This is a genomic window from uncultured Pontibacter sp., assembly GCF_947492645.1.
GTDB lineage: Bacteria > Bacteroidota > Bacteroidia > Cytophagales > Hymenobacteraceae > Pontibacter.
In genome coordinates this window covers 284,421-310,008 of the sequence record NZ_CANLMZ010000010.1, presented here as the reverse complement: position 1 = coordinate 310,008, position 25,588 = coordinate 284,421, and the positions used below count along the sequence as shown (strand labels likewise).

The window sequence follows — 25,588 nt, the reverse complement described above, 5'->3', positions numbered from 1 at the left end:
TTTAGTTAGCTAAACGTTCCTGCTGGTATATATCCCCATTCCAGCAGCTCTTCTTCATGGTTTATAGGGCGGCAGTAGCCATCTGTCAGTAGTATAATTCTGTTGCTCACCCGCAATACAGAGCGGTAGTCATGGTCGGTTATGATGATGCCTGTACGGTGTTTGTGCGCAAGTAGCAATTCTTCAATGTACTCGGCATACAAGGGCGCCACGCCAGAGAAGGGCTCATCGAGTAGCAGAAACCTGGCATCCAGCTGCAGTAGTAGCAGTAACTCAAAATACCTTGCCTCGCCCTTCGATAGTGCATCAGCACGCTTATGCAGGTGCGCTTGTATACGCTCGTCCTGGTTTATACTTTCCTGTTTGGCTGCGTTTGCAACGTATAAATTGATGATCTTTTGAAGTGAGATGTTCTTTGGCAGGAAATTGTGCTGTGGCAAGTATGCCATCAGGTGTTTGTGCTTGTATGGCGCTGGGTATACTTTGTCGTTAATCCGGATGTGCTTGTTATCAGTATGTCTTGTACCGAAGAGTATTTGTAGCAAAGTCGTTTTTCCGCAGCCGTTCCGGCCAAGTAAGCCAATTATCTCGCCTGTTTCGCATTTAAGGAAAATATCCGTCAGCAATTGCCTTTCGCCTATGCGGTACTGTATACTATCTGCCTGAAGTACATGCTTATGCATACAGGTACAGTTTAAGAAACCACAACAGGATAACTACAGCCAGGTTAAACAGAAAAGCGCTTGCAATAATACTGGTCTTGCTGATGCCCATGTTGTGGTAAAAGTAGTACTGGTTGTTGTACAGCTGCCCGAACATGTACACAGAAATTATAAAGCCTCCGGTCAGAAGACTCAGACTAAAAGCATTGATCATTCTGGGCAAAACGTGCTGGCTGAACATTAACCCGAACAGGCTAACAAACAACGAAAAAGGCAGATTAAAGCTTTGCAGTACCTTGTAGTAGTGCAGGCGCAGTTGCAGTTGGTGCATAAGGCAAGGGTTGTATTACGGAAGATAAGTAAATTTCTGAACTACCGGATAGGTATGCCAAACAGTTTAACATCAGAGGGCACCATGTAGCGGCCTTGCATCTGGCGGTTTTGCTGCTGTAGCCCATGCTTTTGATTGGCTGCGGCATCCATGGGGTAGTGTGTTCGCTGTATTTTTTTGTGCACAACCTCCATGTCTACTTCCGGGGTTGCTTGTTTAGGCAGTTTTACTTTAGCAACAGCCATTCTTAAATCGCGCTCAGTTGCCCAGGGCATTACATCCACAGTAGGTAGTGCAACAGAGCTGGGTTTAAGTTTTATAGTTGTGGCATAACTATAGCTTTTAAAACCATCCGGGATACGGATGTACTGCTTTTCGTAGCCAAGTGCAGCTATAACCACACTATCGCCGGGTAAAACAGGAAGCGAGAAAAAGCCGCTTTGGGTAGTATGCGTGCCCCTGGATGTATGCGGTACAAATACTGCAATACCGGCCGCCGCTTCAGCGAGGCTGTCTTCGTAAGTTATCAACCCCGACAACTGCACCACATGTTGTGCCTGTGCCTGCTGCTGTGCCCCTAAAACAAGTATAAAAGCTATACTGGTAAGTATGATAAGCTGCAGGTTATACCTCTTCATCTGGCTATACTTGTTTTCAGGCTTTATAGATGAGTTTCAATCAGACGCGGGTTGTACTTAAAGTATAATATTAACATATCTATATACTACAACGGTATTACTGCCTGCTTATTTTGCTTAGTTTATACTTGCTGTGATGTATGGCAGAAATGCCGCCAAAGAAAAAGCGCCACCCCGATAACAGGGGTGGCGCTTTTTTATAGTTATACTGTATACTTAGAACAACCTTAGGTGCACTACAAGGTACCAAACCAGGATTAGAGCAGGTAGTAAGAAAGGTATAGAGTAACGTACGATGTACGCAAAGAACGAAGGCATTTTAATGCCGGCGCTTTCAGCAATGGCCTTCACCATGAAGTTAGGCCCGTTGCCAATGTAGGTAAAGGCACCAAACAATACGGCAGCAAGCGAGATGGCCTCTAGCAGAATCAACGTTTCTGGGTTTGCACCAGTACCGTTGGCGAATGCGCTTACTTCTGCAGGCATATTCTGGGCCATATCATACTTGGCCATAGCCAGCGATAAGAAGTTTGCATAAGTAGGTGCATTATCCAGGAAGCCCGAAAGTGAACCAGTTGCCCAGTACAGGAAGTTTGGCGTGATGTACTGAGAGAACTCCGGTGACGATGCAATAGCTGCCGAAAGTTGCAAGGCAGGCATCATGGTAAAGAAGATACCGAAGAACAAGAACACAACCTCCAGGATAGGGTGGAAACTGAATTGATTACCTGCCAGAGCAGTTTTACTTGAGTACTTGAAACACGCAAAAGCAGCTGAAAGCTGGATGATCTCACGGAGGTAAGAGAATTTATTGCCATCATAGTAGATGTGTGGCAAACCTTCAACTACGTTAGGATCCAAGAAAATAGCACCTATTATAATGGCAAGCCAGAAGATGTTACGTTTTCCGCTTACATGAAATTCAATTTTCTCATTGTTTTTAGCTACTACTTCAGGGCGAGGCGTATGTGCTGTTTCTTTGTTTCTTCTATCAATAAAGAAGAAGATAAGGCACAGTAGGGCAATAGTTAACACCCAAGGAGTAAACAAGTGCTCAAGTGTCCAGAAAAATGGCACACCTTTCAGGAATCCTATAAACAACGGAGGATCTCCTAGTGGTGTAAGCAAACCACCCGCATTACTTACTATAAAAATGAAGAATACAATCTGGTAAGGCTTAATGCGGTGTATGTTTAGCCGGATAAAAGGGCGAATAAGCAGCAAGGAGGCACCCGTTGTACCCACAAAATTTGCTAATACAGCACCTATGGCTACTAAGGCCACGTTCATGGCAGGTGTCGCATTTGCATTTATGTTTATGTAGATACCGCCTGCAGCAATGTACAGGGAGCTAAGCAAGATAGCAAAAGCTGCATACTCAAAGAAAGTATGGATCGGCATGTGGTAATCGCCGAGGGCAAAGAGGTAATAGGCCAGTACAGTTAAGCCAAGGGTAACGGCGATAGTTTTATAGTTGTGCTCCCAGAAGTGGCCAAAGAATATCGGACCGGCAGCAATCATTCCGATCAGAAGCAGGAAAGGAATAATAAGAAAGCCAGGGGCAGCATGTTGTGACTGCACCAGTAGTATAAAATTGTTTAGCATGTCTAGATTAGTGCGGTAAAAAGATTAGGTAGTTTAATTGGTTGTTGCACAAAGATACATTTTCTGAGGAAAATTGCCAGTTTAAAAGCATAGAAGGCTAGGGGCGGTCCGGAATTTGTGTAGATACATGCAAGGCGGTTTACTTCATCGGAAATAATAGCTAATTTTGGAAACTTAATGAGGTACTCGCTAGTTTTATTTCTAAACAAGGATTTACATGTCAGAAAATAAAGAAAAAATGGTTTCGGTTTACGCAGAGGCTAACCCGAACCCAGAGTCGATGAAATTTGTAATGAACCAGCAGCTGTTGCCTGATGGGCAGAGCGTAGATTACCCGAACCTGGAAAGTGCCATGGAGTCGCCGTTGGCGCAGGAGCTTTTCAACTTCGATTACGTTTCGCGTGTGTTCATTGCCAGCAACTTTGTAACAGTTACCAAAAGTGCAGACCTGGAGTGGGTTAAGCTTATTCCTGAGTTGCGCACTTTTCTGAAGTCTTATGTTGAGGCTGGTGGCCCTATCTTTAACGAAGGGTTTTCTGCCAAGAAAGCTGCTGCCACCGATGCTAACAGCGAAGCATCTGCAGAAGATACTGAGATTTCTAAAAAAATCATTGATTTGCTTGATAATTACGTGCGTCCGGCTGTGGAGCAGGATGGTGGTAACATCACTTTTAAATCTTATAACGAGGGTGTGGTTACGGTGCACCTGCAGGGCTCATGCAGCGGTTGCCCATCTGCAACTGTAACGCTTAAAGCCGGTATCGAAAACCTGCTGAAGCGTATGGTGCCGGAAGTGAAAGAAGTAGTAGCTGACGGTGTGACTGTGTAAGGTTAACCGAAGCTAAAGTATAAATTAGCGGCCAGCTCTGAATAAGGGCTGGCCGCTTGATTTTTATGGTATCTGGTTCAACCACCTCTTGCTCCTCTTTGTCTAAGGCGGGAAATTTATACTTGCTTCTTCAACTACCATCTCAATAGGTAAAGCTAATTTCTCTTTATGATCCCATAAGTGGCTCATCTTATACTTGTTTTAGGGTATTCTGGAGGAAAGAAGGCTAAGCAGAAACTACAGAGTTCATACATTTTCTTGAGTAATTTCAGAGTTGCCTGCCTTTGACAAGGAGAGGCCAAAGGTGGTTGCTAAGAAGTCTGCTAAATCAATCTATTACCCATCAATCTACAGTCGGGTAATGCTTAATCATCGGTATAAAAAAAGCCCAGAGCGTTTGCCCCGGGCTTTCCTGTATAATTTGAGTTTATACTTAAACTCTGGTAGCTTGTTGTGTTGCAACCGGGGTTTGCTTCTCATCCTTTATAGTATCCACTACAATTGGCGTAGCGATGAACAGGGAAGAATAAGTACCGAACAACACACCGATGATCATAGCCAATGAGAAGCCACGAAGAACTTCGCCACCGAAGATGAACAGGATCACAACCACCATGAACAATGTCAGGGAAGTGATGATGGTACGGCTGAATGTGCTGATAAGTGCAGGGTTAACAATGTCTCTGATAGCTGCACGTGGATTATCGTTCATGTACTCACGAACACGGTCAAAGATTACCACGGTATCGTTGATAGAGAAACCGATAATCGTTAATACCGCTGCGATAAACACCTGGTCCATTTCATAAGAGATACCGAACAGGTCAAGTATAGAGAACACGGCAATGATCATCAGGGCATCGTGTAGCAAGGCCACAACACCACCCAAACTGAACTGCCACTTTCTGAAACGAATCATCACATAAAGGAAGATGCCTACCAGCGCCAGAAGTACAGCGATAAGGGCCGTGTTCTGAATATCGTCGGCCATAGTGGCACCAACTTTAGATGTGCTTAGTACTTCCGGAGTCAGGTTGCTGTATGCTGCAAGTCCTTCTTCCAGCGCAGTTCTTACTTTTGTATCTGCCTCAATGCTTTCATCGTCGGCTAACCAGCTGGTAATTACCTTCACACGGTTAGATGCGCCGAAGGTCTTCACCTCGGTACCGGCACCCTGGAAGTTTCCAACCAACGACTCACGAATTTCAGATGCAGGAACAGCCTGGTCGAACTCTACTACATAAGAACGGCCACCTTTGAAGTCTACACCCAGGTTAGGGCCACCGTTGATGTACATGGCAATAAAACCGAATGCAATCACAGCAAGAGAGAATGCGTAAGCACCTTTTCTGAACTTCATTACATCAAACTTCACGTTGCGGAACATTTTGTCTGCCAGCGAAGAAGAGAACGATAGCTTACCGGCTTTCTTGAAAGTACGCTCAACAAGCAATCTTGAGATAAATACTGACGTGAAGAAAGACGTTACGATACCGATCATCAGGGTGATGGCGAAGCCTTTTACCGGACCAGAACCGAAGAAGTAAAGTATAAAACCTACCAGGAAGGTAGTAACGTTCGCATCCAAGATCGTGCTGAACGCCTTGTCGTAGCCTTTGTTGATGATCTCACGCATGCTAAGCCCCTTCAGAGACTCTTCGCGCATACGCTCAAATATCAGTACGTTCGCATCCACGGCCATACCTAATGTAAGTACGATACCGGCGATACCAGGCAGGGTAAGTGCAGCATTAAACTGGGCAAGTATGCCAAGTATAAAGAACACGTTAAACACAAGGGCAAGGTCAGCGATGAAACCACCGCGTGCATAGTAGGCAATCATGAAGATAATCACAACTACCAAACCAGCCAATGTAGAAATCAGACCTTGGTTGATGGCTTCTTTACCAAGCGACGGACCAACAACTGCCTCTTCTACGATACGTGTCGGAGCCGGCATTTTACCTGCTTTCAGGATGTTGGCTAAGTCTTGCGCCTCCTCAATGGTGAAGTTACCTGAGATAGAAGAGTTACCGCCTGTGATTTCGCCCTGTACTACAGGAGCAGAGTATACATAGTTGTCAAGTACAATGGCTACCTGGCGGCCAACGTTCTCACCTGTAAGGCGAGCCCACTTCTTAGAGCCGGTTGCGTTCATTGTCATGGTAATCTCAGGACGACCCTGCTGGTCAAAATCCTGACGGGCATCGTTGATAGCATCGCCACCCATAGGAGCCTTGCCATCACGGCCTTTTTTAATTGCATAGAACTCCACAAACTCCTGACGGTTGTCGCCTGTGATCGGCTTAACAGACCATAAGAACTTCATGTTTGGAGGGAACATAGCACGTACTTCCGGGCGGCTGAAGATTTCGTTGATTCGGGCAGTATCGCGTACATTAGCACCTAGGCCACCAGGCATTTGCGTAAATAAAGTAGCCAAAACGCTACCTTGCTGTGCAGTCGTATCAAGTGCGGTTGCGTTGGTGTCTGGGGTAGTAGCAGTTGCTAAAGCAGCTGAATCGCCGGCAGCAGCCTGTGCTAATACATCTTGTGTCGTGTCGCCGGCAGTTGCTGCAGCAGAAAGCGCATCTTTTTGAGTAGTAGCGGCAGTACCAGTATTTAGTTTGCCTGTTTGCTGCTGCTTATCTAGGTACGTGCCAAGCTGCACAAAGTATGGGCCAAATTCCTGCGGAGTCCATACTTCCCAGAACTCAAGGTTAGCCATACCTGACAATAGCTTACGCACACGGTCAGGGTTGTCTACACCCGGTAATTCAATCTGGATACGGCCAGTTCCCTTCAAGCGCTGGATGTTTGGCTGGTTAACGCCAAATTTATCGATACGAGTACGCAGGATATTAAAAGAGCGGTCAATCGCATCTTCAACTTCAGTCTCGATCACCTCGATCACCTCATCGTTAGAAGATTCGTAGCTGATTTTGCCACGGTTGGCGGTGTTAGAGAAAATACGGCTAAGGCGTCCGTCTGGCTCTACTTCGCGGTAAGCCTGCCCAAAAAGGGTCGTAAAGCTTTCCTGGCTGTTGCGCTGTAGCTGCTGTGCACGCTCAAGGGCCTTCAGGAAGTTAGGGTCTTTGCTGTTGCCAGACATAGACTTGATGATCTCGATTGGAGATACCTCAAGTACCACGTGCATACCGCCTCTAAGGTCAAGGCCAAGACCAAGTTCGTTTTCTTTAACTTCCTGGTAGGTCATGCCCAAGAATACTTCTTCTTTCCAGATAGAGTCTAAGTATGTTTGCTGCTTAGCCATATCTACATTGCCTTGAGCATCTGTGGCATAAGCCTCGGCTTTGCTCTGGATGCGGTTGGCAACAAACGAAAACGATAAGAAGTAAAGGCAGACAGCCGATACAATTACCGTTAATACGATGATGAACGATTTGTTACGCATTGTTTAATTAGTGAAAGTATAAGTGAATTATAAATACAATATCAACTTCCGGAGAAAGCCACTTTAAATCAACCGTCAAAAAAGCTTAGTTGTTCCGGAGGGGCTTGATTATCTGGTTTTTAACCAAACAAAAAGCCGCTGAAAAATAGAAGGATAGGAGTATAAGCCTCGCTCAGGGAGCGTTGGGCTGAATGGTAATCGGGAATATTTGTGCCAATAAACCAACGCTGGGAGGGATGGTAGTATAAGCGGGTAAAAGAAGATCGGTTGGGTTTGCAAAAGCTGGTTGCTGTAATGGCTTTACGGCCTGCTGCAGGTCAAGGGCAACAAAAGAGGTGGTGGCCTCTAAAGATACTTTCTGCTTAACAACTGTTTTGTGTTCCTTTTTCTGCGCGTCAGTAAGCCTGGAGTCGGCTTGCTGTGGCATGCCATCTGCCGCAAAAGTGTAAGCCACCACTTCCTGCCCATTGAGCATAAGTGCCCATAACAGGGTAAGCGTCATCAGGAGATGCTTAAAATGACTTGGTATGTTCTTGGCTTTTGGCATGTATAACCACAAATGTAAAATCTTTTCTGTAAAAAACAGAAATACTTAGCGGTTAATGTCAATAAATCGTTTTACATCGTTCTTTTTTCCTATAAGGATCAGGATATCAGAAGGATAAATAATGGTATCAGCTTTTGGTACACCAATAATGTGCTCTACTTGCGTTGGTTTGCCATCCTGTATCTCCTCAAAAAAGCGCTTTATGGTGATCAGGTTAAGGTTATACTTCTCGCGGAGCGATATTTTGGCAAGGCTGCGGTTAGCAATGTTGCGTGGGGCGTTTATCTCTACGATCTCGTAGTTATCGGGCAACGGCAGGAACGTGCGGATGTTTGGCTGCAGCAAGCGTTCTGCTACTGTTTTACCAACCTCACCCTCTGGTGAAAGTATTTCCTGCACACCCATTTTCTCGAGAATGCGGCGCTGCTGCTTGTTAGAGGCACGGGTAATAACACGCTTAATGTTGAGCTCCTGCAAATTGGCGGTTGTGATCAGCAAGGCCTCAAAGTCCTCGCCGATGGCAACTACTACGGCGTCCATGTCCTGTATATTCTGGGCTTCGAGGGCACGAATATCAGTTGCATCCAGAGCTACGGCGTAGGCAACCTCGTCTTTAATTGCTTCAACGTGGTCTTCGTTGTAGTCGATGGCGATTACCTCAGCTCCCCGTTCTGCCAGCGTACGGGCAATCGAGTTACCGAAAATACCCAGGCCTATTACCGCAAATTTGCTTCTCATGCTTTCGTTTTAGCGTTTAAGAAGGTGGTCAGCACATCAAGTCCGCGCTCAAAGTTGGCGTTGTTCGGGATGATGATGTCTGCATCGTTCTTATATGGTTTGATGTACTTCTCGTATGTGGGGGCTACGTGGTGTGTGTAGCGGTAAAGTACGTCGTCCAGGTCGTAACCGCGCTCCACTTTATCACGAACAATGCGCCGTTGCAATTTAATGTACTCTTTTGCATCGATGTATACTTTCAGGTCCAGCAGCTTGGCCACCTCCTCAAAGTAAAACACGAAGATGCCCTCCACCACCACAATCGGAGCAGGCCTGAACTCGAGTTGCCTGGCTACAACATTTGGGTTGTTAAAGGTATATTCTTTGCGGTAAACAGTCTCGCCCTGGCTTACTTTTAAGATGTCTGCAGCGTAGGCTTCGTCATCGATACAGGACGGGAGGTCGAAGTTAACGACTCCGTTTGGATCTTTGGTTTGATGTTCCCTGTCTTTGTAATAGTTGTCCTGCGAGATCAGGCAAACATCTTCCGGTGAGAACGAAGTGAGTAGCTTGTTCAAAAAAGTTGTTTTTCCTGAAGCACTACCTCCCGTAATCCCGACAATAAATGGCTTTTGCATTGGAAGCTTTAGTTTCAGGATACAAAATTAAGACATTAGCAGAACAAGACCACATACCTGGGCATTAATTTACAATTATCCCTGAGTTTTCAGGAAATCGACCAATTTTCTGACTGCCCGGCCACGGTGGCTGATGGCGTTTTTCGCCTCAGGCGACATTTCTGCAAATGTCTGGGTATATCCTTCTGGCACAAAAACGGGGTCATAACCAAAGCCTTTGTCGCCTTTCCATGCTTTTGTTATACTTCCGTCTACGGTTCCCTCAAACTGGTGTTCCTGGCCATCAAGTATAAGGGTAATGCTGGTCCTGAAATTAGCTTTTCTGTTGGCATTGCCCTCCAGGTTTTGTAGCAGCAGGTTTATGTTGTCGCTGTCTGAGCGTTGCGGACCTGCGTAGCGTGCAGAGTATACTCCGGGTGCACCTTGCAGGGCATCCACTTCCAGGCCGCTATCATCTGCAAAACAGCTGATGTTATACTTTTGCCATACGTGCTGCGCCTTTTGCCTCGAGTTTGCCTCCATGGTGTCGTGGTCTTCGGGCAGTTCTTCGCTGCAGCCAATCTCCTCCAGGCTTACCAGTTTATACTTGCCTGCCAGCATCTGGCTTACTTCCGCTATCTTGTGTTTGTTGTTGGTGGCGAAGCAGATCTTTTTCATGGGTAGGGCGTTTTAATGGCTTAAAGTTTACAGGCAGCAGCTTAGCGGCGTTGCCCGGAGTTATTCTTAATTTCGTTGTACCTGTTTTCGTTGGTTTTCCACTTAAAGTGGGCGAAGATCAAACCTATCAGCATAAACAAAACAAGCCTTGTCAGGAATTCCTTCGTAAGCAGCAGGTCCTGAATGGGAGCGTCGCCCCACCTGAACAGCAAAGTGATGATGGCTGTGATTGCAGCATAAACCAAAGCATACCCAGCTAAGTATACTGCCTTGCCCTTTTCATGGTATTTCTGCCATGCACTTATAAATGCCTGTTCCTTGTCGTTCATCAATTCTTACTTAGTTGTTTAATTTATAGTAAATAGGCTGCTACCTCATTTTCTTCCAACACCACTTCCACGCGCTCGCGCAGGGTTGTGGCCAGCGAGTAGCCGGTATAGGTAGCTGCCATCGGGTAAAGCGGGTGGTGCCTGTCTACAAGGGTGGCAATTTCTATCTTTTTTGGATTTTTCGGTAAAAAAGAGTTCAACGTATAAGCCAGCGTTTTGCCTGTGTTCAGCACATCATCTACCAGCACCACCACTTTTTCGCTTAAGTTAATAGCAGCAGGAGTAAGTATAACCGGGGCTTCCAGAGGAGCTGTTTTGTTTAAATTAACCTGCAGCAGCTGTACTTTAATGGGCGAGATGGCCTCTAATTGCAGCGCCAGTTTTTCGGCCAATGTATAACCGTTTTGGTAAATGCCTGCCAGCACGAGTTCCTGCTCCTCAAAGTTCTGCTCATAAATCTCGTAAGCCATGCGTATAATCTTCTGCTCTATCTGGCCTTTGTCAAGAATCATATTTTGGTGGTGCGTTTGCGGTGTCATGGGGTGTAGCTGTATAGGTTTATGTTCGGTATACAAAGCCGGTTAAGGCAAATGTAACAAGATAATCGCTTCAGTAGCAGCATTTAGGCAACTTGTAAAATATTTTGGTGAATAGCATCTTACTTTACAAAAATCTTATTAAATTTGCAGTCCGATTCAGAAATTAAGGTTAATTAACGTTTATAAATAATGAAAAAAGGCATTCACCCAGAGTACAGACAGGTGGTTTTTCAGGATATGACAAGTGATTTCAAATTTATCACTCGTTCCACTATGACTTCTGACGAAACTATTACGATGGAAGACGGTAAAGAGTATCCAGTAATCAAAGTGGAAGTATCTTCTGCTTCTCACCCTTTCTATACTGGTAAAAATATCTTCGTTGATACTGCTGGCCGTGTTGAGAAATTCAACACCCGTTACAAGAAAAAATAAGCGGTTTTAACCGGTTAAAACGTTTCAGAAAAGGCCTTCCCGTACAATACGGGAAGGCCTTTTTGCTTTAAGCTCATCGGGTTTTGGCTTGGTTTATGTATAGCAAAAAGCTATATTAAGATATTCCTTAAAATCTATACTATGAAAGTAGCCATTACTAACTTTTTTGCTGTATTAGCGCTGTTACTGTTTTGCGCCGCCTGTGACACAACTGAAGAAGTATTGCCCGAAGCAGTACCTGTTGATAAATCTGTAGTTTTTGAAATTTTTGGAAACCAGGACTTTTCGTACAGCAGGTACGGCGATGAGCAGGTGCTGGTCGAACTGTTAATCAGGCGGGTAAATAAACTGACAAAGGAAGAAACGGTAGTATTTGATACATCATTTACCAGCGCGCTAAAAGACATACCGGTACGGGGAAAAAAACTGCAGCTAACAAAAACAGTACCTGCCGTTCAGGATAAGAAAGAAAATATATTTATCGGCAGCGGGTATACGGTAATGCAATCTTCGTTCGGGAAAAGCGAAACGCTGCCTTCTGACTTGCAGGAGAAGAAAGTGCAGTTAATAATTTACTAGAGAAAAAGATTAGCAGTAATAAACTTAGTCTTCTCGTAAAATCCGGGAAGACTTTTTTTTATTTTTGTCCTTATGAATATAATTCTCTTTTGTGACCCTGTAATCAGGCAGAACCTTTTGCCATTGACTTTTACCAGGCCTGTTTCTGAAATCAGGGTAGGGATACTTACCATCAGCGAAAAATGGGAGCAGTATGCAGGTGCAACCGTTTCTTTTATGACGGAGCCATACCTGCAGGAGAAGTATACTTTGCGGCAAACTCACGAAAACATTTATGTAAATGGGGCGCTGCTTCCAAGCACGCCAATGCTGGAGGAGATTAAAAAGCTAAAGCTTGGCGAAGCCCTGTACTTTGGCGATACGCTGCTTGCTTTTAACGGCGACAACCTGCAGGTGCATAGCATTGCTGATATTATAGAGACATCCTCTTCATCAAGGCAGGACTGCGCTGTAGAGTGCCACATGATCCGGGATTTGTGGGATATTTTTCTGCAGAACGGGCAGCAGATACGCAACGACTATAAAGTGATTACAGCTGAACGTACAAGCCAGCCAATTAATGATAAATACACGATGGTGTATGGCGAGGAAAATATCTTTATTGAAGAAGGTGTCTCTATAAAAGCAGCAATCCTGAACGCCGAGAACGGGCCGATCTATATCGGTAAAAATGCGCAAGTGCACGAGGGGGCCATCATTAAAGGGCCATTTGCCTTAGGTGAGGGCAGCAACGTGAATGTGGGCGGTAAAATGCGCGGCGATGTGAGTATTGGCCCATTCTGTAAAGTAGGCGGCGAGGTGGCTGCATCTGTTATCTTTGGTTATACAAACAAAGGGCATGAAGGATATTTAGGTAATTCTGTGCTGGGTGAGTGGTGCAATATTGGCGCTGATACCAACACATCTAACCTTAAGAATAATTATGCTGAGGTAAAGATATGGAACTACGCTAAAGGCGGTTTTAAAAATACCGGGCAGCAGTTCTGTGGCCTCATCATGGGCGACCACAGCAAGTGCGGCATTAACACGATGTTTAATACAGGCACCGTTGTAGGCGTAAGTGCGAACATTTTCGGGCCAGGGTTTCCGCGTAATTTCATACCTTCGTTTAGCTGGGGCGGATCGGCTGGGTTCGAGACTTTTTCCATTCGCAAAGCCTACGAGGTAGCCGAGAAAGTAATGGAGCGCCGAAGTATAAAGTTTACTGACGAAGATAAAGCCATACTGCAGCAGGTGTTCGATGAGACACAACAGTACAGGGTTTGGGACAGGAAAGTATAAATGAGTAAATTGTCCATCCAGTACAGCATTTAACCATCCAATAATCAAAATAATATAAATAAGTGCAGTTTTCAGAAATAATAGGGCATCAGGAGGCGAAGGCAATGTTGCTGAAATCTGTGCAGCAAAACCATGTGGCGCATGCGCAGCTGTTTCTGGGGCAGGAGGGAAGCGCCAACCTTGCCTTGGCGCTGGCTTATGCAACTTACGTTAACTGCGAAGCTAAACAGGCCAATGATTCATGTGGAACATGTGGCAGCTGCGCGAAAATGAACAAGCTGGTACACCCGGACTTTAACTTCGTGATGCCGGTTACTACAACCAAATCGGTTAGTAAAGATGCCCTGAGCAGCCGGTTTATGAACGAGTGGCGCGAGTTTGTTTTGGCAAACCCCTACCAGGGCCTTAACGACTGGATGCAGCACATTGGCGCAGAAAACAAACAGGGTAACATCTCAAAAGAAGAAAGCCGCCAACTGGTGAAGCTGGTGTCGCTGAAGGCGTTTGAAGGTGACTACAAAATTGTTGTGGTGTGGCTGCCGGAGTTAATGCACCCTACTGCGGCCAATGCACTACTAAAGCTGCTGGAGGAGCCCCCTGCCAAAACGCTGTTCTTGCTAGTGGCCCAGGCAGCGGAAAAACTTTTGGCAACTATAACCTCGCGTACGCAAATTATGCAGGTACGCCAGTTTACTGAGCAGGAGGTGGTGCAATACCTGCAGGAACAATACAATACAAACCCGGATGTGGCGCACCAGGTAGCACAACTTGCCGAAGGCAATCTGAATGTAGCAGGCAAACTTACCTCCGAGATCAGCAGCGATTATTTTAGCTTCTTTACCGATTGGATGCGTAACTGCTATAGTTATAAGTTTGGCGAGATGGTGGACATGAGTGATAAGTTTCAGACGCTGGGCCGCGAAAACCAGAAGAACTTTTTGCTTTATGCGCTTAACTTGTTCCGGAAAGTAATGTTGTATGGCATTGATGCGGGCTTAGTAACCTACCTGCCACCAGCAGAGCTGGATTTTGTGCAGAAATTCTCGAAACTGATTACTGGTGACAATGCCGGACAACTGGCCGAAGAGCTAAACCAGGCGCATTACCATATTGAGCGTAACGCAAACCCAAAAATGGTTTTTGTAGATAGCTCTATACAAATAGCCGGTTATTTAAGAGGAAATTAAATTTTTGCAGCGCTATACTTTTGGCAGTTGGCCAGGCCATGGCTAAACCCTGTTTTGGCTAAAACAAAGTATTGCAGCTCATCAAACACAAGCATACTTGAGAGAAGGAAATGATGCAAAACGATAGTAAAGATAAAGTAATACGCATAGGTACGCGCGGCAGCAAGCTGGCTTTGTGGCAGGCAGAACACGCCGCGGAAAAACTGCAGGCAGCTGGTTTGCAAACAGAGCTTGTTATCATCAGCACCAAAGGCGACCAGGTGTTGGATCGCTCTCTTGACAAAATTGGCTCTAAAGGCGTTTTTACGGAGGAGCTGGAAGTTAGCCTGCGTGAAGGAAATATAGACATAGCCGTGCATAGTGCTAAAGATGTGCAGTCTAGTATACCTGACGATTTGGAACTGGTGGCCTTTATGGAGCGCGAAAAAGTGAATGATGTTATACTTAGCTTCGACCCAAATTTTAAGCTGGAGCGCGATAGTAACGTCGTGATTGGAACATCATCCACAAGACGCAAGGCGCTTCTGAAAAAGCACTACCCCAATGTAACTACCGCAGAATCGAGAGGGAACCTGCAAACGCGTTTGCGCAAGCTGGAAGAAAAACAGTTTGATGCACTCATGCTGGCTTATGCCGGTGTGTACCGTATGGGTTATGATAACCTGATAGTGCATACTTTCCCGGAAGATGAGTTTGTGCCGGCAGCTGGCCAGGGAAGTGTGGCCATTGAATGTGCTAAAGATTTAGAGCCCGGCTTAAAGGCAGCGATAAAAAGTGCTTTAGATCACGCTGAAACCCATGTTTGCCTGTTGGCTGAGCGCGCTTTCCTGAGAACAATGGAGGGCGGTTGCAGCATTCCGTCTTTTGCGCTGGCTACTTTAACTGCTACAGGGGTAAGTATAAATGGCGGTATTGTAAGCCTGGATGGCAAAACGCTGCTGCAGCAAACCATGACAGACACACAAGAGGCAGCAGAGAGGCTGGGAGAGAAGCTTGCCAACAGCACGCTAACTAACGGTGGCGAAGAAATACTAACAAGTATAAAACGCGAACGCAGCGAGATTTAGAAGTATACTTTTAAAGTATAAACTGACAAGGCCCGCTCATACTAAGTATGAGCGGGCCTTGTCAGTTTATCAGAGCTTTCTGTAAGAACAACCTTGCCGTACAGGTTAAACCTGTGCTGCTTCTACAGCCTCTTCTGTAAGCGGTTGCCTTTTGCTTGAGCGGGCATAGACCAAGAACGCCTGCATCTCCTGTTTTACCACAGGGGCCAGCAAGTATAAACCAACCATATTCGGTATACTCATGGCAAACAGCATGGCATCAGAGAAAGCAACAACGCTGTTTAACTGTATGGGTGCACCTAGAATAACAAAAGCACAAAAAAGCACTTTAAAAGAGATATCAGAGATTCTGGTGTTACCGAAAAGGTAAGTCCAGGATTTTAAGCCATAGTATGACCAGGTGATCATGGTAGAGAAAGCAAACAAGATAACTGCTGCTGCCAAAACCATCGGAAACCAACTGATAACAGTTGAAAAGGCAGTAGAGGTAAGGGCAATGCCATCGCCTGTATCCAGGTTGTAAGCGCCGGTTACTACAATTACCAGGGCCGTCATGGTGCACACAATCACGGTGTCTATAAAGGGCTCCAGGGAAGCAACAAAGCCTTCGGTTACAGGCACACTTGTTTTAACGGCAGAGTGCGCAATAGAGGCTGATCCAATACCGGCTTCGTTAGAGAACACGCCACGGCGCAAACCTTGTATCATTACGCCTACAATGCCGCCCGTGATAGCAGTACCAGAAAAAGCACCCTCGAAAATAGCCACAAAAGCAGTTGGTATTTGCGAGTAGTTAACCGCCAGAACGATTAAGGCTGCCACTATGTAAATGCCACACATAATTGGTACCACCTTCTCGGTAACCTTGGCAATGCTTTTCATGCCGCCAATTATAACCAGGCCCACCAGCACAGCCATTATCAGCCCAAAGATCCAGGCATTGCCGCCCCCGAAGAAAGAGCCCTCTTGGCCACCGGTAACTGCTATAAACTGCTGGGTTGCCTGGTTTATCTGGAACATGTTGCCAGCACCTATGGCGCCACCAATGCACATTACAGCAAAAAAAGCAGCCAGAAACTTGCCTAAGCCGCCCATACCGCGTTCGTTCAGGCCTTTGTTCAGGTAGTGCATTGGCCCACCCGATACAGTACCGTCAGCGTGCACATCTCTGTACTTAACACCAAGCGTACACGATACAAATTTAGAAGACATACCAAGCAGGCCCGCTATGATCATCCAGAAAGTGGCTCCGGGGCCGCCAAGAGAGATAGCAATGGCAACACCTGCAATGTTACCCAAACCAACAGTACCAGATACGGCTGCAGTTAGTGCCTGAAAATGGGACACTTCGCCGGGGGCGTCTTTCTGGTTATACTTGCCGCGCACAATATCAAGGGCATATTTAAAGCCGCGCACATTTACAAAACCCAGGTATACAGTAAAAAAAGCAGCCCCAGCCAATAGCCAGATAAGTATAAGCGGAATGCCTATGGTATCGTTAAGGGGAAGTTCATAAAAGATAATATCGGAGATAAATTGCGCTGCAGGACCAACAGCGGCATCTATTTGGTCATCTACAGAAGCCTTAGGCGCTTGTGCCAAAAGACTGCTAACCGATGCCGAACAGAGCCCTGCTGTGAGGAGTGTTCTTTTCATTTATAAGTTTTATGTTGATTAGTCAGTTTGTGAATATAACATTTTTGTAGGGGAATATGAAATTTACACTTCAATAGCATCTGAGGGTGCAGAAACTAGTTCTAATAATGCAATACAAAGTATAGGGCATTTGGTAAAGGATATGGCGGGCAGGCAAGGCTACGCTGCCATAAATAGCTGTGAAAGTATAAATAAGACCTAAAAAGGTTTAAATTTGAGAGCCTGCAAAGTATAGGCAATTCCAAAATCAAAGTATAAACCGATAATTGACAAGTATGAAACTGCTGAAAGACCTGGTGTTGGTAACTGGCTTTGCACTATTGCCAATGGCAGTAATGGGCCAGAAGGTAAAGGGTAAAGACCAATTGGTGACCATAGAGACACCGCAGGGAGAGATAAAGCTGGTATTGTTTGAGGATACCCCTAGGCACCGCGAGAACTTCCTGAAACTGGCCAAAGAAGGCTATTACGATGGCACTACCTTTCATAGAGTAATAGACGGGTTTATGATACAGGGCGGCGACCCGAACACAAAAGACGATAACCCGAACAACGATGGGTCTGGTAACCCCGGCTATACAATTCCTGCTGAGATAAACCCGAAGCACAAGCATGTAAGAGGTGCCGTGGCTGCTGCCCGAATGGGTGATAACGTAAACCCGGAGCGTGCCTCCAGCGGCTCGCAGTTTTACATTGTGGAGAACCACGACGGTACCCCGATGCTCGACGAGGTGTATACTGTTTACGGGCAGGTAGTAGATGGGCTGGATGTAATTGATAAAATTGCCGAAGTGCCCAAAGGTGGCCGCGACAGACCGTTGTCAGACATCAAAATGAAGGTAAAAGTAGAAGAGGTAAAAAAGAAAAAAATAGCCAAAAAGTATAACTACGATTATAACACGCAGTCGCTGAAGAAATAACGCACAATGAAAAGAATACTTATTACAGGAGCAAACGGCCTGCTAGGGCAGAAACTGGCCGAGCTACTCTTGCCAACAACAAATGTGACGTTACTGGCTACAAGCCGCGGAGAAAACAAGCTGGCAGAGGTGCTGCCAACGCTGCCGTTCAGAAGTATGGATGTAACCAACCCGGAGCAGGTGGAGCAGGTGGTTGGTGAGTTTAAGCCAACGCACATCATCCATACTGCCGCCATGACAAACGTGGACCAGTGCGAAGATGACCATGAGGGCGCTTTAGAGCAAAACCGTAATGCGGTGCAGTACCTGGTAAATGCCTGCGAGAAGTATAACGTGCATCTTGTGCATCTGTCTACTGACTTTATTTTTGATGGCGAAAATGGCCCTTACGACGAGGAAGCAGAAGCAAAGCCGGTAAATTTTTACGGCGAAACAAAGTTGATGGCAGAAGAGCTTGTTAAAAAAGCGAACTGCAAATGGGCCATACTGCGCACGGTACTCGTTTTTGGCGTTGCTCATAATTACGGGCGCACTAACATTGTGCTGTGGGTACGCGATAGTTTGCAGGCCGGTAAGGTAATAAAGGTGGTTGATGACCAGTTCAGGACGCCAACCTTAGCCGAAGACCTTGCCATGGGATGCTGGTTGGCTGTTGAGCACGACGCAGAAGGCATTTACAACATCTCTGGCAACGAAATGCTTACACCCTATGCTATGGCCATGCAAGTAGCAGAATACTTTACGCTGGATAAGTCTCTGATAGACAAAGCAGATGCTTCTACATTCTCTCAGCCGGCCAAGCGCCCGGCACGCACAGGCTTCGACATCAGCAAAGCACAAAAAGACCTTGGATACCAGCCTCGCAGTTTCATGGAGGGCATACGTATGGTAGCCGAACAGGCAGAGCGCATACTTTAAAACAGGCCAAAGCTACCAGCGCATTTGTCAATATTAAAAATATCTGATTTTTAATGCGTATCTGTTAGGCAATGTTAAAATTGTTTCTTTAAATTTCAGTTTAAAACAAACTAAGCTATAACGCAATTAACCCAAACTAAACTAATCTAAACACTTCTACCTTAATTTATGAGTGCTAACAAAGAATCGTGGGGCTCACGTGTGGGTCTCATTCTGGCTATGGCCGGTAATGCTGTTGGTCTCGGCAACTTTCTTAGGTTTCCGGTGCAGGCAGTGCAGAACGGTGGTGGCGCCTTCATTATCCCTTACTTGGTCTGCTTCCTGGTAATGGGTATTCCGCTTCTATGGATCGAGTGGTCTATGGGCCGCTTCGGTGGTAAATTCGGGCACCACTCTACTCCGTTTATCGTGGATACCATGGGTAAAAACCGCCTCTGGAAATATATCGGGGTTTTTGGTATCTGGACGAACATTGCCGTTGCCGCCTACTATTGCTACCTCGAGTCCTGGACGCTTTCTTACGTGTTCCACTCGCTGGGTGGTACATTTAGTGGCATGGACCAGGATGGCGTGGCAGCATTCTTTGTAGAGTATGTTAGCCTCGGCGAATCTACATTTGGCATTCCTTTCGAGCCAGTTGTATTCTTCCTGATCTGCTTGTTGCTTAACACCTGGATTCTTTCTCAGGGCCTTGCAAAAGGGGTGGAGCGTGTTGCGAAGATCGGTATGCCATTGCTGATTTTATTTGGTATCTTCTTGGCTTATAAAGGCTTTACAATTACAGCCGGCGAAAACGGTGCGATCAACGACAGTACCGTAGGCTTAAACTTCCTCTGGACGCCGCAGTATGATAAGCTGTGGTCGCCATCGGTTTGGTTGGCTGCCGCCGGACAGATCTTCTTTACCTTATCAGTAGGTATGGGTACTGTGCATTGCTATGCATCCTATGTGCGCTCAAAAGACGATATCGCCCTTAACGCTATGTCTGCTGGTTGGATGAACGAGTTTGTGGAAGTTGTGCTGGGTGGTGCTATACTTATTCCTATCTCTATTGGCTACTTAGGTATTGACAGAGTAACAGAGCTGGTGCAAAGCGGTGGCCTTGGCCTTGGTTTCCGAACGTTGCCATACTTGTTCTACCAGTGGGGCGACTTCCTGGGTGCACTTGCCGGATTTATGTGGTTTGGCTTACTATTCTTTGCAGGTATAACTTCGTCGCTGGCTATGGGTACCCCTTGGATTGGCTTCCTGCAGGACGAGTTTAACTGGAAACGCAAATCTGCTGCCTGGTCTTTTGGTTTGATCGTTCTGATTTTGGGTATGCCAACCGTGTTGTTCTTTAACTACGGTGTGTTTGATGAGTACGACTATTGGGCTGGTACAGTATCGCTGGTAGTGTTTGCCTTGCTCGAGTCTATACTTTTTGCCTGGGTGTTTGGCATCAACAAAGGCTGGAGAGAGATTATCTCTGGTTCTGATATCAAAGTACCGGGTATCTACAAATTCATCATCAAGTTTGTCACCCCTGCGCTATTGCTATGGGTATTCCTGGGCTCGTTGTTTACACCAAAAGGTGGCGATTGGGCTGCAGCTTTCAGCGGCAACTGGGAACTTGATAACAGCTCCATCATCAAGAAAATTGCCAACAGCGACCTTAAGGCAAAACTAGCTGCTGCCACAGATCCAGCCGTAATAGAGCAACTACAGGATACCCTGTTCTTTGTGAATGCTTCGCGTATACTGTTAGTAGCTGTGTGGCTAAGCTTGGCGTTGCTGGTGTATATCGCCTATAAAAAAAGAGTTAGAGAAGGTAGAATTTAAGAAACTATGAATACATCTGCAATTGTTGTCATGCTGCTGACTTTGGGCACAGTAACCGGTTTGATGTTATACTTCTTCTGGAGAGTAATAAAAACACCGCCAAAACCTGAGCCAGATTCGTACCTGGATAATGATGACGAGCCAGGCCGTCAGGAAACTTTACGATAAAGAATGAATAAACTCAGACACTTAATCCGGCGATACTTTGGCTTTTCGCAGCGCGAGGTAAACGGGTTTCTGTGGCTGATAACCTTAATGGTGCTGCTTACGGCAGCACCATTTCTTTTTAGTAAGTTGTATACTCCGGAGCAAAGTATAAACTCCGCATCTGACAGGCAACTGCTCGACAGCCTGGTGGCGCAGCTGGAGGCAAAACAGCCGGAGAGGCCGCAACGCAAGCAGCAGTATAATGTGCCGGATCAGTTACAGCCGTTCAACCCAAACCAGCTAACCGCAGAGGGCTGGCAGCAGCTGGGCATGCCCACCTACATGGCGCAGCGCATCCTTAATTACCGCAAAAAGGTTGGCGACTTTACCTATAAAGCAGAACTTGGTAAAATATACGGCTTCCCGGATTCTGTTTTTCAGCAGCTGTACCCATACATTCAATTGCCTGTAGACAGGCCAAGCAAGTATGGAAACAATCAAAAATATGCTGGTAACTCCCGTCCAACACCTTACCCTGATTGGAGCAACAACCGCCCTCCGCGCGAACGGTTTATACTTGCACCCTTCAACATCAACACCGCTGATACTACGCAGCTAAAGCAGATCAGAGGTATTGGCAGCAAGCTATCTGCCCGTATTTTAAAGTATAGGAACAGCCTCGGCGGTTTTCATAGTATGGCACAGGTACGGGAGGTGTTTGGTTTACCACCTAATGTCGTGGATAGCCTGGAGAAGTATACTTTTGTTCCTAAGGCCAACACGCCGCAAAAGCTGAATATCAATAAAGCTTCGGCTGATGAACTGCGCGCGCACCCTTATGTTACCTCAAACATGGCCCGCCTGATTGTGGCTTACCGGGAGCAGCACGGGGCTTACCAGCAGCTAGAGGAAATCAGGAACATCAAGATTATTACCCAAGAGCAGTTTGAGAAGTTGAGGCCGTACCTGGAGGTGTAGTGGTTTTAGATCATGACATAGGCGAGAATGTTCACAGCTTGGTAGGATGAATGAACAGCTAAGAAATACCGCCAGTTTGAGCGCAGCGGTAACTGGTGGTTATGCATGATAGCCAGTTTGTAACTGGCGAAATTATAGATATGAAAATTACGCCAGTTACAAACTGGCTTAAAGCTAAGCCACAGGTTGCGCTGACGCAAACCTGCGGCATTTACGCCATTAAATTTACCTTCACGAAGTATAAGCCTTCGCCTGCATAAATGTATAGAAGAATACTGCATTAGGGCTTTTTGCTACGATGCGCATTTCCTCCCGCACCTTATCGGCAAGATCTTCGTCTACATAGCCAGCTTCCAGTAGTTGTGGCAATCCGCTCAAGAGCAGTTCTGTCCAGAAGCCGATCATTTCAGCACGTTTGGCTGGATTGCGGTTGTCGAGGTGGTAGGTTTTTGGTTCTGTGGTAATGCGTTTGTATCCCACCGACTGCAGCAGGTTGCCGAGCTTAGCGCCTACGAATGGGTCGCCGCTCATATCATACTGCAAATCATTAAAGCGCATCCAGTACTGCAGTACGCTGGGCGAGTAAGGCTCTACAAAAAAGCTGGAGTTTAGTACTTCAGTTATCACAACTGGGCTGCCCGGCTTTAACACACGCCGCACCTCCGACAGCACACGCGCCGGCTCCGGGATATGCTCCAGCACCCAGCACAGAAAAGCTCCGTCAAACTGCGTCTGCGAGTCAAAGTTCATGTCCATGGCGTTGCCCTGCAGCAAAGTATAACGGTTCGTGGCGTAGGGGATAGTGGAGAGGTAACTTTCCGCCTGCTTTATCTGCTTTTCGGAGTAGTCGAGGCCGGTGAGGTGTATGTGCGGGAAACGGCGCAGCAGAACCTCGCTTTGTGCACCCACACCACAGCCTACTTCGAGCAGGTTCGTAACCGTAGAAAAATCAATATCAGAGTAAATCTTATTTTCCATAAAGCGGGCCTGCTTGTACAAGCGCTGCTGCTCTTCTTTGGAATATCCGTGCAGGTATTTTTCTTCAGATGATTCTGTTTCTGTCATAATATTGTAAGCGTAATCCGATAATTAAAGTATACGTTTTGTTAGGCCCTAGCAGCAATGTTTGTTTAAGCTTTAAAAAGGAGAGCTAAGCTTTATTTAGGGCTGCAATTATTGCCGAGGCTTTTGCCACCATTTGCTTTTCGCTTTTGAAGGCTAGCAGCTGCTCTGCCTCTTTCATCTCAACCCATCGTGCCTCATTTACTTCCCAATCGTGCCTGCCAATATCGCCGGAAATATAAGCCAGTAAAAAGAAATGCACGAACTTATGAAAGCGTACCCGCTGCTGCCCTTTATTACCCACGTACCAGTATTCAATAGTATCCAGCTTCTGCAGTAGTTCTGTTTTGATACCAGCCTCTTCCTCAACTTCACGGAGGGCCGTTATTTCAGGTGTCTCGCCGGGGTCTACGATGCCTTTGGGTAGTTGCCACCTTGCCGGTTTGCCAACAGAAATGAGTGCCACCTCTACTCCAGCATCTCTCTTGCGTAATGTCACGCCACCCGAAGAAACCTGATCTACTACAGGCAATTTAGGTTTTGGTGCATCTGGCTCCATCTGCTTTAGTTTTTTGCGGTGCCAGTTGCCGGAGCTGTACTTTTCTTTCGTTGCTCGTTCAGCCACAGCAGGCCGGGGTTATAGGCCATATCGTGCACACCTTTAAACAACACCAGCCGCACGTCTCCGGACTGCCGTGCAAACACAACTTCAGGGTCGGAGCCGCCAAAATATTTAAACTCTGCTGATGTACTGGCTAACTCTTCTGGCAGTTGCTGCTCCTGGTCAAGGTAATCCATATGCTCTTTTGAGATAGTATCTGCCGGGGCGGCTAGTACATTAAATGCCCGGATGGTGTGGCTTACCGGAACCAGCACATCTTCGGTGCCGCCTGCCAGGAACACAGGTACTCCCTTGGCATTAGGCAGGTACATGCTGGGGCTTCGGCGCTTACATTCTTCGGCAGCCGGTGTTCCGGGCAAAGGTTCGCCGCCACAGGCTGCTACTACATGGCGGTTGTAATCGCGGTGCGGGTAATTCTGGCTAAAGGCATACCAATCTACCAGATCGTAAACCGGAACCCAAGCCACTACGCCTGCCCATATTTCAGGGTGCTTTCCTGCGGCTACCAGGGCTGTCATAGCGCCACCGGAAGAGCCCATGATGTAAATGCGCGATTCATCTATTTCAGCATTTTGCTTAGCGTAGTTTACAGCATCTACAATATCCTGTATAGCCAGGTCAGAGGCCATTGCCTCCGGGTTATCAAATTTACCCCGGTAATTTGGGTGTATAAATGCCCAGTCATACTTAATAGCCCACTTCGCGAACGGAACACTTACCAACTGCAGGTACTCGCTGCTCCAGCTGTGCAGCATAACAAGCAGCGGCCTTTTGCCTATCGTGTTTGATGTGTAAAACAAAGCAGGCTGCATAGTGCCATCGGCAGTAGATTTTATTTTTACATCCTGTATGTCTGGTACCTGCTGCTTCCACCTGTCCAAGCTTTCATCGGCAAATTTAGAAGGGTATTTTTTAGAGGTGGAGTACTCGTTCATGCGCTTTACATCCTTCTCCTGTCTTTCTTTGCGGCAAGAGGAGAAGAGGGTGAGCAGCACCAGCAGAGCCGGTAGCAGGTAGGTGTAGCGCTTCAGGAGTGATCGGATCATCGGTTTATGTATGACTAAAGAGGAGGAGGCTCTGCTTTGGTAGTTTACTAATGAACTTGCAAAGGACGAAAAAGTTGCAATCGAATACGTATAATCTTCAGCTGTTAAGTTATAGCAGCCGCAAAATTAATTTGCTTCAGAGTCCTGGTATTTTACCTCCTTACCAGATTGTATACTTAAATGCTCTACCATAGCTGTATAGGTTTCGTAGCTGCCGCCAATCATGTTCTTGTCAGTATTCCACTCTCTGCCATCCGAGAAAACAACTTTATAGTGCGGCCGGTCTTCCAGCTCACCTTCTTTATTGCTGATCTGACTGAAGTGGTTTATAGTTACCACATCTCCTGCCTTATAAGTATTTGGCTGAAGCTGGAAAAAATCGTTAAAAGTGATCGTGTCGTTTTTGAGCTGTACATACCAATTCAGCCCAAGACATGAAAGTATAAATCCGGTTAGTACCAGCATCCTGCAAGCAGGGCGCAGCAGTTTAAGGCCGTCGTAGCCGTGCTTGCGGTTGGTGTACTCCAGGTAAGCGGAGTATTCTTCTCTCAGGATCAAGGTATAAATTGCCTCCATGGGAGTAATAACCAAGCCAAAGCCAAAAAACAGCCCGATCATCAGCCAGAAATTCTCAGAGGGGAAAATGCTGAAGTCTGAGCTGTTACCTTTCGTTACCAGCTGCTGAACATCGTTGCCAAGCAGGTAAACGATGTAATTGATACTGCCAATAAAAAAGAAAAGCGGAATCAAAGAGAAGATCTCAAGCGATTTATACTTCCACTCGTTAACCGCTAGTAAGGTATCATAATTTGCAACTGGCTTTTGCTTGTGCCGCAGGAAAACCTGTATCAGCAGGAAAATGATAGAAGTAGCTATGGCAGCGATCATGAAAGACGGAATGTATCTGCTGCAAATGTAACCAGCGATGTTTATACTTCCACTTCCAACTCAGTCCTTTTACT

The 25,588-nt window shown here is 46.3% G+C and carries 27 protein-coding genes; 11 read left to right on the top strand and 16 right to left on the bottom strand.

Going from position 1 to position 25,588, the window contains the following annotated elements; all coding sequences use genetic code 11:
• Nucleotides 1-5: 5 nt before the first annotated feature.
• The 4 genes from Q1A23_RS16920 to Q1A23_RS16905 all read right to left on the bottom strand — a co-directional run bounded on the left by Q1A23_RS16920 (nt 6) and on the right by Q1A23_RS16905 (nt 3,236).
• Nucleotides 6-683 (bottom strand): ATP-binding cassette domain-containing protein, encoded by a 678-nt coding sequence (locus Q1A23_RS16920; protein WP_299825505.1) that lies wholly within the window; start codon nt 681-683, stop codon nt 6-8.
• Entirely contained in the window at nt 676-993 is a 318-nt protein-coding gene (locus Q1A23_RS16915; RefSeq protein WP_299825503.1) for a hypothetical protein, read from the bottom strand. The genes Q1A23_RS16920 and Q1A23_RS16915 overlap by 8 nt, the downstream gene beginning before the upstream one ends.
• 41 nt (nt 994-1,034) lie before the next feature.
• Entirely contained in the window at nt 1,035-1,631 is a 597-nt protein-coding gene (locus Q1A23_RS16910) for a carboxypeptidase-like regulatory domain-containing protein (protein WP_299825500.1), read from the bottom strand.
• A gap of 216 nt (nt 1,632-1,847) precedes the next feature.
• A complete protein-coding gene (locus tag Q1A23_RS16905) occupies nt 1,848-3,236 on the bottom strand; it encodes a sodium:proton antiporter (protein WP_299825497.1) in 1,389 nt (462 codons plus the stop codon).
• Between the two features lie 217 nt (nt 3,237-3,453).
• Between Q1A23_RS16905 and Q1A23_RS16900 the strand changes: the two genes are divergently transcribed.
• On the top strand, nt 3,454-4,065 hold the full coding sequence (locus Q1A23_RS16900) for a NifU family protein (RefSeq protein ID WP_299825494.1): 612 nt from the start codon (nt 3,454-3,456) through the stop codon (nt 4,063-4,065).
• Nucleotides 4,066-4,498: 433 nt separating this feature from the next.
• Here the strand turns inward: Q1A23_RS16900 and secDF are convergent, their stop codons facing one another.
• The 7 genes from secDF to Q1A23_RS16865 all read right to left on the bottom strand — a co-directional run bounded on the left by secDF (nt 4,499) and on the right by Q1A23_RS16865 (nt 10,907).
• Entirely contained in the window at nt 4,499-7,480 is a 2,982-nt protein-coding gene (secDF, locus tag Q1A23_RS16895) for a protein translocase subunit SecDF (protein ID WP_299825491.1), read from the bottom strand.
• A 172-nt stretch (nt 7,481-7,652) separates the two neighbouring features.
• Entirely contained in the window at nt 7,653-8,027 is a 375-nt protein-coding gene (locus tag Q1A23_RS16890) for an RNA methyltransferase (protein WP_299825488.1), read from the bottom strand.
• Nucleotides 8,028-8,072: 45 nt separating this feature from the next.
• Entirely contained in the window at nt 8,073-8,765 is a 693-nt protein-coding gene (locus Q1A23_RS16885) for a TrkA family potassium uptake protein (RefSeq protein ID WP_299825485.1), read from the bottom strand.
• Entirely contained in the window at nt 8,762-9,382 is a 621-nt protein-coding gene (gene udk, locus Q1A23_RS16880) for a uridine kinase (protein ID WP_299825482.1), read from the bottom strand. Before udk ends, Q1A23_RS16885 begins: the two co-directional genes overlap by 4 nt.
• Before the next feature lie 75 nt (nt 9,383-9,457).
• Entirely contained in the window at nt 9,458-10,039 is a 582-nt protein-coding gene (locus Q1A23_RS16875) for a non-canonical purine NTP diphosphatase (protein WP_299825479.1), read from the bottom strand.
• A gap of 41 nt (nt 10,040-10,080) precedes the next feature.
• The gene (locus tag Q1A23_RS16870; protein ID WP_299825476.1) at nt 10,081-10,368 is read right to left on the bottom strand and encodes a hypothetical protein; all 288 of its coding nucleotides are present in this window, start codon (nt 10,366-10,368) and stop codon (nt 10,081-10,083) included.
• 23 nt (nt 10,369-10,391) lie between these two features.
• Nucleotides 10,392-10,907 carry a phosphoribosyltransferase family protein gene (locus tag Q1A23_RS16865; RefSeq protein WP_299825473.1) on the bottom strand — a complete coding sequence of 172 codons (516 nt, stop codon included), beginning with the start codon at nt 10,905-10,907 and terminating at the stop codon, nt 10,392-10,394.
• 189 nt (nt 10,908-11,096) lie between these two features.
• On the opposite strand from Q1A23_RS16865, the gene Q1A23_RS16860 reads away from it, so the two are divergent.
• The 5 genes from Q1A23_RS16860 (at nt 11,097) to hemC (ending at nt 15,456) form a co-directional block, all read left to right on the top strand.
• The gene (locus Q1A23_RS16860) at nt 11,097-11,342 is read left to right on the top strand and encodes a type B 50S ribosomal protein L31 (RefSeq protein WP_073853987.1); all 246 of its coding nucleotides are present in this window, start codon (nt 11,097-11,099) and stop codon (nt 11,340-11,342) included.
• Nucleotides 11,343-11,483: 141 nt separating this feature from the next.
• Nucleotides 11,484-11,921: a hypothetical protein gene (locus Q1A23_RS16855; protein WP_299825469.1), complete on the top strand. Its 438-nt coding sequence runs from the start codon at nt 11,484-11,486 to the stop codon at nt 11,919-11,921.
• A 72-nt stretch (nt 11,922-11,993) separates the two neighbouring features.
• Entirely contained in the window at nt 11,994-13,202 is a 1,209-nt protein-coding gene (locus Q1A23_RS16850) for a GlmU family protein (protein ID WP_299825467.1), read from the top strand.
• Between the two features lie 62 nt (nt 13,203-13,264).
• Nucleotides 13,265-14,389, top strand: a complete 1,125-nt coding sequence (locus tag Q1A23_RS16845) for a DNA polymerase III subunit delta (protein ID WP_299825465.1) — start codon at nt 13,265-13,267, stop codon at nt 14,387-14,389.
• 113 nt (nt 14,390-14,502) lie between these two features.
• Complete coding sequence (hemC, locus tag Q1A23_RS16840) at nt 14,503-15,456, top strand: hydroxymethylbilane synthase (RefSeq protein ID WP_299825630.1); 954 nt, start codon at nt 14,503-14,505, stop codon at nt 15,454-15,456.
• 105 nt (nt 15,457-15,561) lie between these two features.
• Here the strand turns inward: hemC and Q1A23_RS16835 are convergent, their stop codons facing one another.
• Nucleotides 15,562-17,112, bottom strand: a complete 1,551-nt coding sequence (locus tag Q1A23_RS16835; protein WP_299825463.1) for an alanine/glycine:cation symporter family protein — start codon at nt 17,110-17,112, stop codon at nt 15,562-15,564.
• A gap of 275 nt (nt 17,113-17,387) precedes the next feature.
• On the opposite strand from Q1A23_RS16835, the gene Q1A23_RS16830 reads away from it, so the two are divergent.
• The 5 genes from Q1A23_RS16830 to Q1A23_RS16810 all read left to right on the top strand — a co-directional run bounded on the left by Q1A23_RS16830 (nt 17,388) and on the right by Q1A23_RS16810 (nt 21,896).
• Entirely contained in the window at nt 17,388-18,032 is a 645-nt protein-coding gene (locus Q1A23_RS16830; protein WP_299825460.1) for a peptidylprolyl isomerase, read from the top strand.
• A gap of 6 nt (nt 18,033-18,038) precedes the next feature.
• Nucleotides 18,039-18,950 (top strand): SDR family oxidoreductase, encoded by a 912-nt coding sequence (locus Q1A23_RS16825; RefSeq protein WP_299825458.1) that lies wholly within the window; start codon nt 18,039-18,041, stop codon nt 18,948-18,950.
• Nucleotides 18,951-19,118: 168 nt separating this feature from the next.
• Nucleotides 19,119-20,771: a sodium-dependent transporter gene (locus Q1A23_RS16820; RefSeq protein WP_299825455.1), complete on the top strand. Its 1,653-nt coding sequence runs from the start codon at nt 19,119-19,121 to the stop codon at nt 20,769-20,771.
• Between the two features lie 6 nt (nt 20,772-20,777).
• Nucleotides 20,778-20,939 carry a hypothetical protein gene (locus Q1A23_RS16815; RefSeq protein ID WP_299825452.1) on the top strand — a complete coding sequence of 54 codons (162 nt, stop codon included), beginning with the start codon at nt 20,778-20,780 and terminating at the stop codon, nt 20,937-20,939.
• Nucleotides 20,940-20,942: 3 nt separating this feature from the next.
• On the top strand, nt 20,943-21,896 hold the full coding sequence (locus Q1A23_RS16810; protein WP_299825450.1) for a helix-hairpin-helix domain-containing protein: 954 nt from the start codon (nt 20,943-20,945) through the stop codon (nt 21,894-21,896).
• A gap of 231 nt (nt 21,897-22,127) precedes the next feature.
• On the opposite strand, the gene Q1A23_RS16805 is transcribed toward Q1A23_RS16810, so the two are convergent.
• The 4 genes from Q1A23_RS16805 to Q1A23_RS16790 form a co-directional block, all read right to left on the bottom strand.
• Nucleotides 22,128-22,961 (bottom strand): class I SAM-dependent methyltransferase, encoded by an 834-nt coding sequence (locus Q1A23_RS16805; protein ID WP_299825447.1) that lies wholly within the window; start codon nt 22,959-22,961, stop codon nt 22,128-22,130.
• Between the two features lie 85 nt (nt 22,962-23,046).
• Nucleotides 23,047-23,583 carry an NUDIX domain-containing protein gene (locus Q1A23_RS16800; RefSeq protein WP_299825444.1) on the bottom strand — a complete coding sequence of 179 codons (537 nt, stop codon included), beginning with the start codon at nt 23,581-23,583 and terminating at the stop codon, nt 23,047-23,049.
• On the bottom strand, nt 23,523-24,626 hold the full coding sequence (locus tag Q1A23_RS16795) for a prolyl oligopeptidase family serine peptidase (protein WP_299825442.1): 1,104 nt from the start codon (nt 24,624-24,626) through the stop codon (nt 23,523-23,525). The genes Q1A23_RS16800 and Q1A23_RS16795 overlap by 61 nt, the downstream gene beginning before the upstream one ends.
• 126 nt (nt 24,627-24,752) lie before the next feature.
• Nucleotides 24,753-25,514 carry a hypothetical protein gene (locus Q1A23_RS16790; protein WP_299825439.1) on the bottom strand — a complete coding sequence of 254 codons (762 nt, stop codon included), beginning with the start codon at nt 25,512-25,514 and terminating at the stop codon, nt 24,753-24,755.
• Between the last annotated feature and the right edge of the window lie 74 nt (nt 25,515-25,588).

Bases quoted from the DNA above. Each gene is read 5' to 3' on its own strand.
- Q1A23_RS16920 (WP_299825505.1), bottom strand. From the start codon at position 683: ATGCATAAGCATGTACTTCAGGCAGATAGTATACAGTACCGCATAGGC.
- Q1A23_RS16915 (WP_299825503.1), bottom strand. From the start codon at position 993: ATGCACCAACTGCAACTGCGCCTGCACTACTACAAGGTACTGCAAAGC.
- Q1A23_RS16910 (WP_299825500.1), bottom strand. From the start codon at position 1,631: ATGAAGAGGTATAACCTGCAGCTTATCATACTTACCAGTATAGCTTTT.
- Q1A23_RS16905 (WP_299825497.1), bottom strand. From the start codon at position 3,236: ATGCTAAACAATTTTATACTACTGGTGCAGTCACAACATGCTGCCCCT.
- Q1A23_RS16900 (WP_299825494.1), top strand. From the start codon at position 3,454: ATGTCAGAAAATAAAGAAAAAATGGTTTCGGTTTACGCAGAGGCTAAC.
- secDF (WP_299825491.1), bottom strand. From the start codon at position 7,480: ATGCGTAACAAATCGTTCATCATCGTATTAACGGTAATTGTATCGGCT.
- Q1A23_RS16890 (WP_299825488.1), bottom strand. From the start codon at position 8,027: ATGCCAAAAGCCAAGAACATACCAAGTCATTTTAAGCATCTCCTGATG.
- Q1A23_RS16885 (WP_299825485.1), bottom strand. From the start codon at position 8,765: ATGAGAAGCAAATTTGCGGTAATAGGCCTGGGTATTTTCGGTAACTCG.
- udk (WP_299825482.1), bottom strand. From the start codon at position 9,382: ATGCAAAAGCCATTTATTGTCGGGATTACGGGAGGTAGTGCTTCAGGA.
- Q1A23_RS16875 (WP_299825479.1), bottom strand. From the start codon at position 10,039: ATGAAAAAGATCTGCTTCGCCACCAACAACAAACACAAGATAGCGGAA.
- Q1A23_RS16870 (WP_299825476.1), bottom strand. From the start codon at position 10,368: ATGAACGACAAGGAACAGGCATTTATAAGTGCATGGCAGAAATACCAT.
- Q1A23_RS16865 (WP_299825473.1), bottom strand. From the start codon at position 10,907: ATGACACCGCAAACGCACCACCAAAATATGATTCTTGACAAAGGCCAG.
- Q1A23_RS16860 (WP_073853987.1), top strand. From the start codon at position 11,097: ATGAAAAAAGGCATTCACCCAGAGTACAGACAGGTGGTTTTTCAGGAT.
- Q1A23_RS16855 (WP_299825469.1), top strand. From the start codon at position 11,484: ATGAAAGTAGCCATTACTAACTTTTTTGCTGTATTAGCGCTGTTACTG.
- Q1A23_RS16850 (WP_299825467.1), top strand. From the start codon at position 11,994: ATGAATATAATTCTCTTTTGTGACCCTGTAATCAGGCAGAACCTTTTG.
- hemC (WP_299825630.1), top strand. From the start codon at position 14,503: ATGCAAAACGATAGTAAAGATAAAGTAATACGCATAGGTACGCGCGGC.
- Q1A23_RS16835 (WP_299825463.1), bottom strand. From the start codon at position 17,112: ATGAAAAGAACACTCCTCACAGCAGGGCTCTGTTCGGCATCGGTTAGC.
- Q1A23_RS16830 (WP_299825460.1), top strand. From the start codon at position 17,388: ATGAAACTGCTGAAAGACCTGGTGTTGGTAACTGGCTTTGCACTATTG.
- Q1A23_RS16825 (WP_299825458.1), top strand. From the start codon at position 18,039: ATGAAAAGAATACTTATTACAGGAGCAAACGGCCTGCTAGGGCAGAAA.
- Q1A23_RS16820 (WP_299825455.1), top strand. From the start codon at position 19,119: ATGAGTGCTAACAAAGAATCGTGGGGCTCACGTGTGGGTCTCATTCTG.
- Q1A23_RS16815 (WP_299825452.1), top strand. From the start codon at position 20,778: ATGAATACATCTGCAATTGTTGTCATGCTGCTGACTTTGGGCACAGTA.
- Q1A23_RS16810 (WP_299825450.1), top strand. From the start codon at position 20,943: ATGAATAAACTCAGACACTTAATCCGGCGATACTTTGGCTTTTCGCAG.
- Q1A23_RS16805 (WP_299825447.1), bottom strand. From the start codon at position 22,961: ATGACAGAAACAGAATCATCTGAAGAAAAATACCTGCACGGATATTCC.
- Q1A23_RS16795 (WP_299825442.1), bottom strand. From the start codon at position 24,626: ATGATCCGATCACTCCTGAAGCGCTACACCTACCTGCTACCGGCTCTG.
- Q1A23_RS16790 (WP_299825439.1), bottom strand. From the start codon at position 25,514: ATGATCGCTGCCATAGCTACTTCTATCATTTTCCTGCTGATACAGGTT.